The organism is Williamsia sp. 1135 (genome assembly GCF_002095395.1).
In the GTDB taxonomy this organism is placed as follows: domain Bacteria; phylum Actinomycetota; class Actinomycetes; order Mycobacteriales; family Mycobacteriaceae; genus Williamsia.
Genome location: NZ_MJEI01000105.1, coordinates 128,552 through 143,133 on the forward strand (window position 1 = coordinate 128,552; position 14,582 = coordinate 143,133).

Consider the following 14,582-nt stretch of genomic DNA (forward strand, 5'->3'; position numbering starts at 1 on the left):
AACCGAAAAGTGTTGGTATGATAGGAGGAAGCGTTCGATCGAGGGTCTGGGGGGACTTCGGATGGCTGACTCTTCGTCTACTGATTCACCGGTTGTTCCTGTCCTGGTCGGTAAGTATCTCGAGCTGGAGGTGCTGCTGGCGGAGATTGCCGATGCCGGCTCGTCTGATCTTGATGACGTAGAAGTCAATGAGCTTGTGCGGGTGCATGAACGAATTTCCCGGAAGTTGGAGTTCGTTGGGCTTGATCGGCTGTTGGAGGTCTCGGATCGGTCGTCGTTCGTCAAGGCGGGGTATCCGTCGTTGTTCGGGTTCGCGCGCAAGGAGTTGCGGCTGAGCAAGGGCGCGACCGGTGAGCGGACGAGGGCGATGGAAGCGGTCGCGAAGTTCCATACCTTGCAGGGTGAGCAGTTGCCGGCGAAGTGCCCAGCGACGGCCCGCGCGTGGGCGGAGGGTGCGATCGGGTTTGCCCATGTCGGGGTGATTTTGGATGTGCGCAAGGAGATCCCATCGAAAGCCGGTCCGGATGTGTTCGATGTGGTCGACCAGTGGATGTCTGACGATGCCAGGGACAAAGACCCGACCGAGCTCAAAGAGTCGGGCCGCGACATCCTCGCGCGGGTCGATCCAGATGGGTCGTTGACCGATGATGCCGATCGCGCCCGCAAACGCACGTTCACCAAAGGGTCGCAAGGTGTGGACTTCATGGCCACCGTCACCGGTCGGCTTGATCCGCAGACGTACGCGATGCTCGAGACGGTGATGGATGTGTGGGCGGCGCCGGGGATGAACAATCCGGCCGACCCGGACAGCCCATCGGGTGCGATAGATGACCCCGCCCAGGACGGGCAGTTGATCGAGGCCGCCGCCCAACGCGACACCCGCAGCCTCGGGCAGCGGCGCCACGACGCACTCAAAGCGATCCTGAAGACCATTCTCGAATGCAACCTGCTCGGAAAATCCCATCGAGGGTTGCCGGTGCGGATCATCGTCAACCTCACCAAGCAGCAACTCGAGGAGGCGGCGGGGGTCGCGACCACGGCGTCCGGGGTCGACATCCCCGTCAAGGATCTGCTGGATCTGGCGGCGCGATCGGACAAGTCGTTGGCGGTGTTCGAGAACCATTCGGCGGCGGTGCTGTACTTCGCGCGGGCCAAACGGGTCGCGCAACTCGAGCAGAGGTTGGCGATCATCGCCCGCGATCGGGGATGTAGCTTTTCGGGCTGCCGGATGCCCGCGACGTGGGCCGAGTTCCATCACGTGCTGGCGTGGATCGACGGTGGCCTGACCGATATCGACTCCCTGACCCCGGCCTGCGTGCCGCATCACCGGATGATCGGGCCCGGCAAATGGGCGACAGTGATGATCACCGAGGGTCCGGACACAGGCCGGGTGGCGTGGATACCACCGGTCTACGTCGATCCGGAGCAAAAACCCCGGGTCAACCGGGCCCATCACGTCAACGAAACCATCGAAGCGACCTGGCTCGAGATCCTCGCCCAGCGCCAAGCGGCACTCGAAGAACGCGAAGACCAACTCCAACTCCCACCACCGCCCACCCCGCCTGACGACGGCGGCAACGATGGTGGCAAGGCCGCCGACCCGCCTGACCAGGGCTGATAAAGCCCACCAGCACTGAGCACGGCATCAGAACGTTTCTGGTGTCGGGCTCAGTGCTGTCTGTTGGAACCGATCGCGATCCGCTAACGTCCTATCCCTGGCGAGGGGTCTGGTTTGAGGCCGGTCGCCGGTCAAACGAGGGTCAAGCGGAGGAGGGGTCGTGACGGATGAAGTGAAGTTCACCAACGAGCAGTGGGACGCGCTGGCTGAGGCGGCTGAGGTGTTTGCGGAGACACTCGTGACTGAGCGTGAAAAGCTCTCAAACGTGCTCCTGAAAAACTGGGCAGGTGAGTGCGAGGAGGGTCGTGGAACCATTAACAACTTGAGATTCCTACTAAATGGACTCGGGCAGGACTCCTTTGCTGGCGCGATTGAGTCTGAGTCTGCTTACCTACGGGGAATTGCGAACACTTGTCGATCTGCCAAAAACAACCTCAGCGGTGTCGACCTCGGTAATGCTGGCGATCTCGGCAATGCATCGTAGGCTAGTCCTTGCGTTGGTGAGTTTGTCGACGCTTTTGATTTCGGCGTGCGTAGTTGACGAGAGCAATCCTGTTGCAGTTCCCGCTGCAAGTGATTCGACATCATTACCATCGCTCCCTAAGTTGGCGACGCCCGTTCCTCTGCCTTTTGATAATCCGTTCCCCGACCGTTGGAATAGTTCCAATGATGGGACTGCTTTCGAACCCTGCGTTGCGTACTCGCACGATGAATTGGATCGATTTGGGATCGATTCAGCAGAAATCGAAGATGCGGCGATAGTGAACGGTCAAGGAGTCCGTGGCTGCAGTTGGAGTATGGAAAATTGGTTTTCGCTAAGTAACCTAGTGACCAATTCAAGCTCCCTGGAGGTCTACAAGAGAGGGATGGTCGAATATACCTGGCACCCAGACCTACATGTAGAAGGACGTGTGGTCGGCCTTTTCTCGATATCGCATGGCGGTTCCACGGACTGTTCGACTTATGTCCAGTCGTACTCGGCGGCGGTTGTCACGAACGTGGTCCCGTCAACCTCGGCGCAGGGAAAATCTGTCGACACATGCAAATTAGCTATAGATTTCACGCGCGCTTACATAGACAAAATTCCTGAGTGATGTCAGCCAGACCTCCAGGCGGCAAGTGTCATAGACTTCTGCGCAGCGAAGTGCTGGGGGAGGCACTGCCGGCGAGTACTTGGGGGACAGCGTGGCGCCAAAGGGCATAGGTCAAACGGACTGGATCAGCCATGCCATCGATGAGATGAAGCGCATCTGCGCCGGAATGGACCCGAGCTCGGCAAGCGCAGATGCTGAGGCTATTCGGCTGATTGCATCGCGAATCACCCTTGCCGCAGACATGTACTACGCCAAGCTTGCTGCGCTGTACCCCGAGGGTGATTTCCATGGTGAGTCTGTCACCGGGTCGCGGCATGCGACGATCGCCGGCATCAGGCACATGGATGACTCGGCGGCTGTAGGGATCAAGATCGCCGATCAGATCAGTGCGATTTCGTCCATCCTGTCGTCGACTCAGGGGAGCGTCGCTGATCTGGATGCCGAGTTCGGCACCAGCCAGAGCGCGGCCGAGCGCTTTCAGCAACAGCAACAACTGGCCAAGACCATGACGGACGTCTACAGCAACCCGGTGATCGGCGCGAACAGCGCGATGCCGGAGTACTCGGCACCGCCCCTCCCGCAGCTGGGCGGTGATTTCCAGCCGATCAACACCTCGACCGCAGGTAGCGGAACGGGCGGCAGTGGCTCGGGTGACAACTCGGGACTCGTCGGCGGATTGGCGGGTGGCGGTGGCCCAAACGGGCCGGGCGGTCCGGGCGGCCCCGGTGGTCCAGGCGCCGGGCAGGTCTCGTACGGCGGTGACCCGGCAGCAGACGTTCCGCTGTCCCTGGGCAGCGCGGGGCAAACGACTGCCGCGGACGCCGGAGGCCCGGGATCCGGGCCCCTGAACGGTGCATTCGGAAGTCCGATCCCTGCCGGCGGAACAGGTGCAAGTACCACCAATGCGGCGCTGAACTCCGCCCGCGGCCAGTCGGGGAGCGGTCTCGGCAGCCGAGCCGGGGCCGGCGGAGGCAGCGGCTCAGCTGGTGGAGGTGGCGGCCGGGCCGGCGGCGCGGGCGGTATCGGCGGCGCCGGATCAGAGCCCAATCCACTTGCCCGACGACCGATCACTCCGCTCGCGACGCCGTCGGCCGGTAACGGCGCAGTGCCGGGATCCGGCCCGGCAACAACGACGCGCGGCGGTTCTCCGATGGTCCCGCCCGGCGGAGCCGGTCGAGGCGGGCGCGACGCCAACGGCGAACACCGAGCGGCGTCCTATCTGCACACCAGAGAGAATGCGGAAGAGATGATCGGGCCTTTGCCGTTGGTCGGTCCTCCGGTCCTCGGCGATTGGGCCCGACCCGTCGACACCAGCGCCGCGGACGTGACGCCGATGAACCTCGACGCGCCGACCGACAACCGCGACAACAGCAATCCCGACAACAACAACCGTGATGACAACAGCCCTGACAACAACGACACCCCCAACCGGACATGACCGGCCGCAGGGATCAGGCCAAGTTGTAGCTGCGCTCGACTGCTGTGTTCCATTCGGCGAACCGGGCATCGCGGTTGTCGGCGTCCATCGCCGGATCCCACTGCTTGTCCTGCGCCCAGTTGTCGCGGATCTCTTGTTCGCTCTCCCAGTATCCAACGGCGAGACCGGCCGCGTACGCGGCTCCGAGGGCCGTGGTCTCGTTCACGACGGGCCGCACCACCGGCACGCCCAGGATGTCCGACTGGAACTGCATGAGCATCTCGTTGACCACCATGCCGCCGTCGACCTTCAACGTCGACAACTCCACGCCTGAGTCCGCCTGCATCGCTTCGATGACTTCCCGCGTCTGAAAAGCAGTGGCCTCCAGCGCAGCTCGGGCGATGTGTCCCTTGGTCACGAACCTCGTCAGCCCGACGATCACTCCGCGGGCGTCCGGACGCCATCGGGGCGCGAACAAACCCGAAAACGCCGGCACGAAGTACACGCCACCGTTGTCGTCGACGAGTTTGGCGGTCTCCTCGATGTCGCTGGAGGAATTGATCAGACCGAGATTGTCGCGCAACCACTGGATGAGTGAACCGGTGACGGCAATCGACCCCTCCAGCGCGTAGATCGGTTTCCGCTCGCCGATCTTGTAGCAGACCGTCGTCAACAAACCGTGGCTGCTGTGCACCACCTCTTCGCCTGTGTTGAGCAGGAGGAAATTACCTGTGCCGTAGGTGTTCTTGGCTTCGCCCGGTTCCAGGCACGCCTGCCCGAACGTCGCGGCCTGCTGATCGCCCAGGATCCCCGCGATCGGTACGTCCGCGAGCCGCCCGCGCTCGCGCACCTTCCCGTATACCTGCGACGAACTGCAGATCTCAGGGAGCAGACTGGTCGGGATCTGCATCTCCCGGCAAATGTCCTCGTCCCATTCGAGCGTCTCCAGATCCATCAGCATCGTCCGCGAGGCATTGGTGACGTCGGTGAGGTGCCGACCGCCATCGGGGCCGCCAGTCATGTTCCACACCAGCCAGCTGTCCATTGTCCCGAAGCACAATTCACCGGCTTCGGCGCGGTCGCGGGCACCCTCGACATTGTCGAGCAGCCACCGGATCTTCGGTCCCGCGAAGTACGTCGACAGCGGCAGCCCGGTGCGCTGCTGATAGCGTCCTGCGCCCTCGTCGCCTGCCAACTCTTCGCACAATTTGGCGGTCCTGGTGTCCTGCCAGACGATGGCGTTGTGGATCGGCTCGCCGGTGGATCTGTCCCACACCAGAGTCGTCTCACGCTGGTTCGTGATGCCCAGCGCCTTGATGTCAGCGGTCTGCAGGTCCTGCGACGCCAGCGCGGCCGCGACGACACGTCGGGTGTTGCGCCAGATCTCGACGCCGTCGTGCTCGACCCACCCGGCCTTCGGGAAGATCTGCTCGTGTTCCACCTGTTCCGAACTGACGACGTTGCCGGAATGGTCGAAGATCATGCAGCGCGTCGACGTGGTTCCCTGATCGATGGCGGCGATGTAGCCGGTGCTGTTGGTCACGTAGTCGAGTTTCCCACGACCTCGTCGCCAATCCGGCGGAACCGGGCATGCGGGATGCGCTCACCCTGACCGACTAGTTACCAGCGGGTAACGTGGGTCGCGGCACGGCACATCACCTGTGACCAGAGGAGATTGCGATGACTGCGTCTGCATTCGACCCGGACCGACCAGCTGACCTCGGGCCCCGGTATCGGGACAACGCCTGGCAGCGGTTGTCGACAGAGCAGTTCGACGTGGTCGTGGTCGGTGGTGGCATCGTCGGCGTGGGTACTGCGCTGGACGCCGCAACACGCGGTCTCCGCGTCGCGCTGGTCGAAGCCCGCGACATCGCCTCCGGCACGTCGAGTCGCTCGTCGAAGATGTTCCACGGTGGTCTGCGGTACCTCGAGCAACTCGAGTTCGGGCTGGTTCGCGAAGCCCTGCACGAGCGCGAGTTGTCATTGAGCACGCTGGCACCTCACCTGGTCAAGCCGCTGCCCTTCCTCTACCCGCTGACCCACCGGGTGTGGGAGCGGCCGTACGTCGCTGCCGGACTGTTCCTCTACGACTCTCTGGGTGGCGCCAAATCGGTTCCGGGTCAACGGCACGTGACCCGCTCGGGCGCCCTCCGTATCGCTCCAGCCCTCAAACGCAACTCCCTCTCGGGTGGAATCACCTACTACGACACCGTCGTCGACGATGCCCGCCACACCTTGACGGTCGCCCGCACCGCGTCGCATTACGGTGCGGTCATTCGTACGTCGACGCAGGTCACCGCTTTCCTGCGCGAGGCCGACCGTGTCAGCGGGGTGCGTGTCCGCGACACCGAGACCGGCGACACCGCGGAAGTTCGCGGCCACTGCGTCATCAATGCCTCGGGCGTCTGGACAGATGAGATCCAGGCACTGTCGAAGCAGCGTGGCCGCTTTCGGGTCCGTGCGTCGAAGGGCGTGCACATCGTCGTCCCGCGCGACCGGATCATGAGCGAATCAGCGATCATCCTGCGTACCCCGAAATCGGTGCTGTTCGTGATCCCCTGGGAGACACACTGGATCATCGGCACCACCGACACCGACTGGAACCTCGACCTTGCGCACCCGGCTGCCACCCGCGCCGACATCGACTACATCCTCGAGCGGGTCAACGAGGTGTTGGTGACGCCGCTCGGCCATGACGACATCGAAGGTGTCTATGCGGGACTCCGGCCGCTGCTCGCCGGTGAGAACGATGAGACGTCGAAGCTGTCCCGCGAGCATGCGGTCGCCGAGGTCGCACCGGGGCTGGTGGCCATCGCGGGCGGCAAGTACACGACGTACCGGGTGATGGCCGCCGACGCGGTCGACGCCATCACCGACTTCATCCCCGTCCGGGTGGCGCCGTCCGTCACCGACAAGGTGCCGTTGGCAGGAGCCGAGGGCTATCACGCCCTCATCAACCAATGCGATCAGCTCGGACAGCGATTCGGGTTGCACCCGTACCGGATCCGCCGACTTCTCAATCGTTACGGCTCGTTGATCGACGAGGTACTCGCGTACGCGAAGAAGGACGAGAGTCTGCTCCAACCGCTGGCCGCCGCGCCGCAGTACCTCCGGGTCGAGGTCGTTTACGCTGTGGTCAGCGAGGCGGCGCTGCACCTCGAAGACGTGCTCGCCCGCCGGACCCGCATCGCCATCGAGTATCCCGATCGCGGTGTGAAATCGGCCAGGGAGGTGGCCGAACTCGTTGCGCCGCTGCTCGACTGGGACAACGAGAAGAAAGAGTTCGAGATCGAGACCTACCTGGCGCGCGTGGACGCCGAGGTCTCGTCGCAACGCCAGCCGGACGACGAGTCTGCCGACGCCCTCCGCGCGGCTGCGCCGGAGTCCCGGTCTGAACTCCTCGAGCCGGTTCCGGTTCCGGACTGAGGCCCCCGACTAGCGCGCGGGCTCATATCGGAGCAGGGTGACCTCGTCCTCGGGATGGTCGAAGAACACCGGCCGAACCCGCATGCCGATGCGTAGCTCGGCGGGCTCTACGTTGACGATCTCCGTCGACAACCGCGGACCCTCGTCCCACTGCACGACGGCCAGCAGCTGCGGCACCGAGTTCGCGAAGTGTGGCGACACCGGCTTGCGGGCGATGGTGAAGGTGTACAACGTTCCCTCGCCGGAGATCTCGCGCCATTCGAGGTCGTCGGCGAGTGTCCCGGGCGCCAGGATTCGCGGATAGAAGACGTACTTCTCGAGTGACGGCGAGTACTGGATGCGAATCCGGTGCTCGAGCAACGCATCCCAGAAGGGCGCACTCACCGGTGTCTTCACCGGCATGGGTGGGGTGAATGTCATGGCGTTCACGCTTTCTAGTCGCCCTGCAGGACCAGGGTGGTTTGCTCGCCCATCACGCCGCCGTTGCCGGACACGAAGGCCCGATTGCAGTCGGGCACTTGAGCTTCGCCGGACCGTCCCATGATCTGACGGGTGGCGTCGCAGACGTGGTGCATGCCGCCGGCGAGTCCCGCCTGGCCGAATCCGAGCTGACCGCCCGCAGTGTTGAGTGGGAAGTCGCCGCGGAACGTCAGGTCATGGGAGTTGACGAACTCCATCCCCTTGCCCTTCTCGCAAAACCCGGCGTCTTCGAGGCTCATCAGCACGGTGATGGTGTAACAGTCGTAGATCGACACCATGTCCATGTCGGAACGGTCGAGCTGGCTCATGTCGAAGGCGGAGTCGGCGGCATGGGTGATGGGGGTCTGCAGCAGATCCTGGGCGTAGGTGGGAGTCTTGTACGCGACGTGCTCGCCGAAACCTTTAATCCAGACCGGCCGATTCTTGGAACGCCGCGCGACGTCTGAGGACGTGACCAGCACCGCCGCCCCACCCGAGCAGGGCATGACGATCTCGAGCCGGTGCAGCGGGTCGGCGATCACCGGACTGGCGAGGACGTCCTCGATGGTCAGCGGCTTGTCATAGAAGATGGCGTCGGGCGTGTGGTTCGCGTTGACTCGTTGGTCGACCACGATCTTCGCGAGCGCGCGCTCGTCATAGCCGTAGACCGAACCGTAGAGCTGCGCGATCTGGCCGTAGGGACCGTTCTGGCCGAGGTTGCCGAAGGGGATGTCGAACTCGGCCTGCGGAGAACCGAACCGGTTGGACGACGATCCGTAGAGCAGGATGTCGGTGAGGCTGTCGGGGAGCGGCTTCTTGGGTGAATGGGGGACGCCGTAGTCGGCCGGGAGCACGCACAACACGGCCTGACAGATCCCGAGTTCGACGGCGGCCGCCGCCCGCCACACCATTGCTGCCGCCGAGGCGCCGCCGAGATCGACCACCTCCGCGAAATTGACTCGGGCCCCAAGGTATTCGGCGATGGTCGAGGGCACGAACATCTCTGATTCGAGCAGCGTCGAGGTGACGATGCCGTCGATCTCGATCCCGGTCAGCCCTGCATCGGCGATGGCCGAGGCCGACAGCGTGGCCCACTGTTCCAGGGTGAACCGAGGCGTCCGGGTCGATACCTTCTGTGGTGGCAGCTCGGTGTACCCCACGATTGCTGCATCGCCCCGAAAGCCCATGGATACTCCTGCGCGTCAACTACCGGATAAGAAGGACGTCCGCAAACATACTAGAACCGAGATCTAGTTTTCAACCGGTGCCAGTTCTGCAGGTCCGAAGATGAAGTCCATGAAGCGGTTGCAGAGCCGGTGGACGTCCTTCATCGTGCCGTCGTGATAGACCGCAGCGGTCAGTGCGGTGTTGATGATCGACCACAGCATGATGGCCGCGTCTTCTGCCGCGCCGGGGCCGAGTCGGGCGAAGTCATCGGCAAGCGTGTTCTGGCACACCGTGAAGAATTGGCCGAGCAAAGCCTTCGCGTTGGTGTCTGCGCTCGACTGCAGGATCACGTGCACCTGGAAGAAGTGCTGCCTGCGCTCGAACGAGGAGATGACCGCGTTCATCTTCGCGCGGATCTGATGCTCGGACAGGTCTTCGCCGGAACGTGCGTAGGCCGGTGCCGCCCAGTCGAGCAATACCGCAGCGTAGAGATGCTCTTTCGACGAGAAGTACCGGTAGAGGGTGCCGAGCGCCACGCCGGCATCCTGCGCAACATCGCGGATCTGGATCTGCTCGTACTCCTGCTCCTTGAGAGCAGCGTTGGCAGCCTTGATGATTCGCAATCGGCGTGCCTGCTGCCAGGCGGGCAACTCCGAACTGAGCGTCGCCGCCGCAGTAGTCGATGCCTGTTGCGTCATGAATGTTCCTTTGCGTAATTGAACCCCGGGCCCGGGTACAGCCTAGGACGCCACGGCTCGGGCCGAAGCCACATGGCTGGCTTGTCTCCGGGATGAAGCGATGCTCATCCGGTTCTGCGTAACCGCAAACCGCGGGGCGTCGGGTCGAAACCGCTGTCTCGTAGGTGCTCGGCCAACGCGCCGGTCAGGACGGGTTCACCGTCGACGCGCTCGACATACAACCGGTCCACCTGACCCCGGGTAACCACTCGAGCAAGCGCCGCGGTGGCCGCCGCGAGTTGCTCGGAATCGGTACTGAAGGTCAGCACCGTCTTACCGCCTCGCTCGACGAACAGCACGAGATGACCGTCCACCAGCACCACCAGCGCGCCAGGTTTGCGGCCGGGGCGATGCCCCTCCGACTGCTGCGGCCACGCGAGGGCGGAACCGTACGGGTTGGCGGGATCGGTCGCCGCCAGCGCGATGGCCGTCTGCCCTATCGGCTCGACCTCGTCGCGGAGTCTGTCCACGGTGGTGGTCGCGGCGAATTGCGCGCCGCCCAATCCGTCGATGTAGTAACCACGCCGTACTTTGCCACTGTCCTCGAACCCGGTGAGGGCCTTGTACACCCGCGAGAAACCGCCGACGATGCCCTCCGTCATCACCGCGCCCTTGGTGACGACGCCGTACCGGTCGAGTAGTGCTGTGCACTGCGCGGCGACGGCGAGGGTGGGATCTGAGATCGGGGCCGGCAACACGAACCACCGTCCGGTCATCGACTGCGGCGCCGTGCGAGGGGTCCGGGCGAACCGTCGCCGCCCACGGTGCGCCGGCGCACTTCGGACTGCACCGGGTTTACGGCCCGGACCCAGCAGTGAACGCACGGGGGTGAACGTGTCGTTGCTGATCAGGCCCGCCCACGCGAGATCCCACAGCACCATCTCGAGTTCTGAACCGAGCGGGGTGACACCGCCGACGGCCATCGACTCGCTCAACTGCCGGAAGAAGAACGCACCGCCCGGGGCCAGATGGTCGAGGACCCGCTGATGCAGCTCACCCATGTCGATCTCGGCGGGGGTCGGCAGACTGTCCTCGGCGAGATCGGCCGGATGCAGGCTGATCCACCCGTCGGAACCGGACAGCCGGCCGTGCCCGGCCCACAGGACTTCGCCGCCGGCGGTCAATTCGTCGAGCATGTCGGGTCGATAATCGGCGACGCGAGCAGGCAGGACCAGGGACTCCCACGCAGACGCCGGGATGGGTACACCGGCGAGCTGATCGATGACCGCCGACACGCCGTCGATACCGCGCAACCGCGACTGCCGGGTGACGTGTTGCCAGCCGGTGACGAACCGCGCGTACGTCTCATGGCTGACGGGTGCGACCTCGGCGCGGCTCGCCGCCAGTGACGCTCGCCGAAGCCCTGAGAGAACCTCTGTGTTGCACCACTGTTCACTGCTGCGCAGGGTGCCCTCCGGTTCGGGCCGGAAGTCTCCTTCGACGACCCGCCGCGAACTCGCCAGTCGAACGAGGGTGTCGCGTACGACAGCGACACCGAGGCCGAGCGCGGTGGCCGCATCGGCGGCGACGAACGGTCCGTGCGTCCGGGCGTAACGTCCGATCAGATCGCCGAGCGGATCGTCGACGGGTTCGAGGAACGCCATCGGAAGCCCCTGCGGGGGAGGGATGCCGAGCCCGTCACGGAGTCTGCCCGCATCCTCGGCGGCGGCGAACAGCAGAGAGCCCCCACGGGGCACCTCGATCGCTCGGCCGGCCGACACGAGTTGGGCGAGCAACGGGAGGGGTTCATCGCCGGTGAATCGCGCGGCGACGTCGGATTCACTGAGCGGACCGAGCCACCGCAACAGATCCGCGATGCCCTCGATGTCGCGGGCCTGGCGGTCGGGGTGAAGGCGCTGGAGTTTGGCCTCGGTGTCGGCGATGACGTTCTGGTCGAGTAATTCTCGCAGATCCACTCGACCCAGCAGTTGTGCGAGCAACGCCGTGTCGAGCGAAAGGGTCGCGGCGCGGCGTTCGGCGAGTGGGGCGTCGTCGGCGTACATGAACGCGCCGACGTAGCCGAACAGCAGCGACGAGGCCATCGGCGACGGTGTCTCGGTCTCGATCTCGATGACCCGCAGGCGCCGATCGGCGACTTTCGTGAGCATGCCGACGAGCGCGGGGAGATCGTAGACATCCTGCAGACACTCGCGGAAGGCCTCGAGGATGATCGGGAACTGCGGAAACTTCCTTGCCACGTCGAGCAATTGGGCGCTGCGCTGACGCTGTTGCCACAGCGGGGCGCGTTTGCCGGGATTGCGGCGCGGCAGCAGCAGTGCGCGGGCGGCGCATTCACGGAAGCGCGAGGCAAACATCGCCGAGCCGCCGAGCTGCTCGGTGACGATCTGCTCGATCTCGTCCGGGTCGAAGTGGAAGAGCGCAGCTCCGGGTGGTTGATCGTCGGTGTCGGGGAGACGCACGATGATGCCGTCGTCCGCAGCCGAGACGGCGCCGTCGATGCCATAGTCCTGCTGCAGGCGAGCGGCGACCGCACTGGCCCATGGTGCGTGAACACGTAAACCGTAGGGGGAGTGCAGGATCACCCGCCAGTCGCCGAGTTCGTCGCGGAACCTCTCGACGAGAAGAGTGCGGTCGGTGGGGAGGTGGCCGGTGGCGGCCTGTTGCTCGGAGACCAGTTGAGCGAGGTTGTCGCGGGCGAACTCGTTGAGCCCCAGCCGCTCCGCGTGTGCACCGAGCTTGCCGGGCTTGGACAATTCGCCGACGAACTTCCCGATGGCCTCACCGAGTTCGGCAGGCCGGCCGATGCTGTCACCGTGCCAGAAGGGAAGTCGCCCGGCCTGCCCGAACGCCGGTGTCACGAGCACCCGGTCGTGGGTGATGTCCTCGATACGCCAGCTGGTGGCGCCGAGCGCGAAGACATCTCCGACACGGGACTCGTAGACCATCTCCTCGTCGAGTTCGCCCACCCGCGTCTGTTTTTCGCCGACCATGTACACCGCGAAGAGGCCTCGGTCGGGAATTGCGCCACCGGAGGTGACCGCAAGTCGCTGTGCGCCCGGCCTACCGGTGAGCGTGCCCTGCGCGCGGTCCCAGACGATGCGTGGTCGGAGCTCGGCGAACTCGTCGGACGGATAACGCCCGGACAACAGGTCGAGAGTTGCGTCGAAGACCGGTCGCGCCAACGTGGCGTACGGCGCGCTGCGGCGGACGGTCTGGTACCAGTCGTCGACGTCGATCGTGCCGGTGGCGCACGCGGCGACGGTCTGCTGCGCGAGTACGTCGAGTGGGTTGGCGGGAACGGTGAGTTCTTCGATCAGTCCGTCCGTCATCCGCTCGACGAGTACCGCGCACCGCAGCAGATCTCCGCGGTGCTTGGGAAACAGCACGCCCTGACTGATCTCACCGACCTGGTGACCGGCGCGCCCGATCCGCTGCAGGCCGCTGGCCACCGAGGGGGGCGCCTCGACCTGGATAACCAGATCGACCGCGCCCATGTCGATACCGAGCTCGAGGCTGCTGGTGGCCACCACGCAGCGCAGGCGGCCGGACTTGAGTTCGTCCTCGATCTGCCCCCGGACCTCTTTGCTCACCGAGCCGTGGTGGGCGCGGGCCAGCAGCGGTTCGGCCCCGGAGCTGATGCCACTACCGAGCATCTGTGCCGGGGCCCCGCCGGGAACCGCCGGGTTGGGCGCAGATTCGGTGGGCTCGCCGAGGCGGGTGGCGTGCACCTCGTTGAGGCGGGCCGTCAGCTGTTCAGACAGCCGTCGCGAGTTGGTGAACACGATGGTCGACCGGTTCTTCTCGATGAGATCGACGATCGAGCTCTCGACGTACGGCCACAGGGAGCCGGCCGCGGGCGCCGATGCCTCGTCGTCGATCTCTTCGCTGCTCGCGATCACCGGGATGTTGGTCATGTCGGCGACCGGCACGTTGACCGACAGGTCGAAGGTCTTGGCGGCGGGTGGCTGGACCACGGTGCATGGCCTGCTCCCCGAGAGGAAGCCGGCGATGCGCTCGGGCGGGCGCACGGTTGCCGACAGTCCGATGCGCTGAGCCGGTTTTTCGAGCAGGGTGTCGAGACGCTCGAGGGACAACGCCAGGTGGGTGCCGCGCTTGGTGCCGGCCACGGCATGCACTTCGTCGACGATCACCGTCTCGACGTTCTCCAGCGTCTCCCGTGCTGCCGAGGTGAGCATCAGGAACAGCGACTCGGGCGTGGTGATCAGGATGTCGGGCGGCTTGCGCAGGAGTTGTCTGCGCTGCGCGGCCGGGGTGTCGCCGGAACGCACCCCGACGGTGATGTCCGCGATCGGCTGGTCGATCCGCTGCGCTGCGCGCGTGAGGCCGATCAGCGGGGCCCGTAGGTTCCGCTCGACATCCACGGCCAGTGCCTTGAGCGGTGAGACATAGAGAACCCGGGTGCCGGTGGTCGCCACCTCGGACTCCGGCCGCGACAGCTGATCGAGTGCCCACAGGAATGCCGACAACGTCTTACCCGAGCCGGTGGGCGCGACCACCAGCGTGTTCTCGCCGGCGGAGATGGCGTTCCAGGCTCCGAGCTGCGCCGAGGTCGGTTCGGGGAACGCCGAGGTGAACCACGCGCGGGTGGGCGCGGCAAAGCGGCCCATGACCTGCTGCGGGTCTAGCCCGGCGGGGGCTGAGGGGGAGGACTTGCGGGCGGCCATTGCTCCATGATCCACGAG

Annotated in this window: 9 protein-coding genes; 4 read left to right on the forward strand and 5 right to left on the reverse strand. The window is 65.0% G+C overall.

All coding sequences use genetic code 11. The features are described from left to right. Positions 1-61: 61 nt before the first annotated feature. From BFL43_RS23870 to BFL43_RS23880, 3 genes are all read left to right on the forward strand, one after another. Positions 62-1,618, forward strand: a complete 1,557-nt coding sequence (locus BFL43_RS23870; protein WP_084895440.1) for an HNH endonuclease signature motif containing protein — start codon at positions 62-64, stop codon at positions 1,616-1,618. A 160-nt stretch (positions 1,619-1,778) separates the two neighbouring features. Further along, positions 1,779-2,102 carry a hypothetical protein gene (locus BFL43_RS29085; RefSeq protein ID WP_168176709.1) on the forward strand — a complete coding sequence of 108 codons (324 nt, stop codon included), beginning with the start codon at positions 1,779-1,781 and terminating at the stop codon, positions 2,100-2,102. Between the two features lie 755 nt (positions 2,103-2,857). Then, a complete protein-coding gene (locus BFL43_RS23880) occupies positions 2,858-4,150 on the forward strand; it encodes a hypothetical protein (protein ID WP_084895444.1) in 1,293 nt (430 codons plus the stop codon). 13 nt (positions 4,151-4,163) lie between these two features. On the opposite strand, the gene glpK is transcribed toward BFL43_RS23880, so the two are convergent. Continuing rightward, positions 4,164-5,651, reverse strand: a complete 1,488-nt coding sequence (gene glpK, locus BFL43_RS23885; protein WP_084895705.1) for a glycerol kinase GlpK — start codon at positions 5,649-5,651, stop codon at positions 4,164-4,166. Between the two features lie 158 nt (positions 5,652-5,809). On the opposite strand from glpK, the gene glpD reads away from it, so the two are divergent. Continuing rightward, positions 5,810-7,555 carry a glycerol-3-phosphate dehydrogenase gene (gene glpD, locus BFL43_RS23890; protein ID WP_084895446.1) on the forward strand — a complete coding sequence of 582 codons (1,746 nt, stop codon included), beginning with the start codon at positions 5,810-5,812 and terminating at the stop codon, positions 7,553-7,555. 9 nt (positions 7,556-7,564) lie between these two features. Here the strand turns inward: glpD and BFL43_RS23895 are convergent, their stop codons facing one another. The 4 genes from BFL43_RS23895 to BFL43_RS23910 form a co-directional block, all read right to left on the reverse strand. Further along, entirely contained in the window at positions 7,565-7,975 is a 411-nt protein-coding gene (locus BFL43_RS23895) for an OB-fold domain-containing protein (RefSeq protein ID WP_084895707.1), read from the reverse strand. A gap of 14 nt (positions 7,976-7,989) precedes the next feature. Next, the gene (locus tag BFL43_RS23900; RefSeq protein WP_084895448.1) at positions 7,990-9,201 is read right to left on the reverse strand and encodes a thiolase family protein; all 1,212 of its coding nucleotides are present in this window, start codon (positions 9,199-9,201) and stop codon (positions 7,990-7,992) included. Between the two features lie 63 nt (positions 9,202-9,264). Beyond that, a complete protein-coding gene (locus BFL43_RS23905; RefSeq protein ID WP_084895450.1) occupies positions 9,265-9,879 on the reverse strand; it encodes a TetR/AcrR family transcriptional regulator in 615 nt (204 codons plus the stop codon). 104 nt (positions 9,880-9,983) lie between these two features. Next, on the reverse strand, positions 9,984-14,564 hold the full coding sequence (locus tag BFL43_RS23910; RefSeq protein ID WP_084895452.1) for an ATP-dependent helicase: 4,581 nt from the start codon (positions 14,562-14,564) through the stop codon (positions 9,984-9,986). Positions 14,565-14,582: the final 18 nt, after the last annotated feature.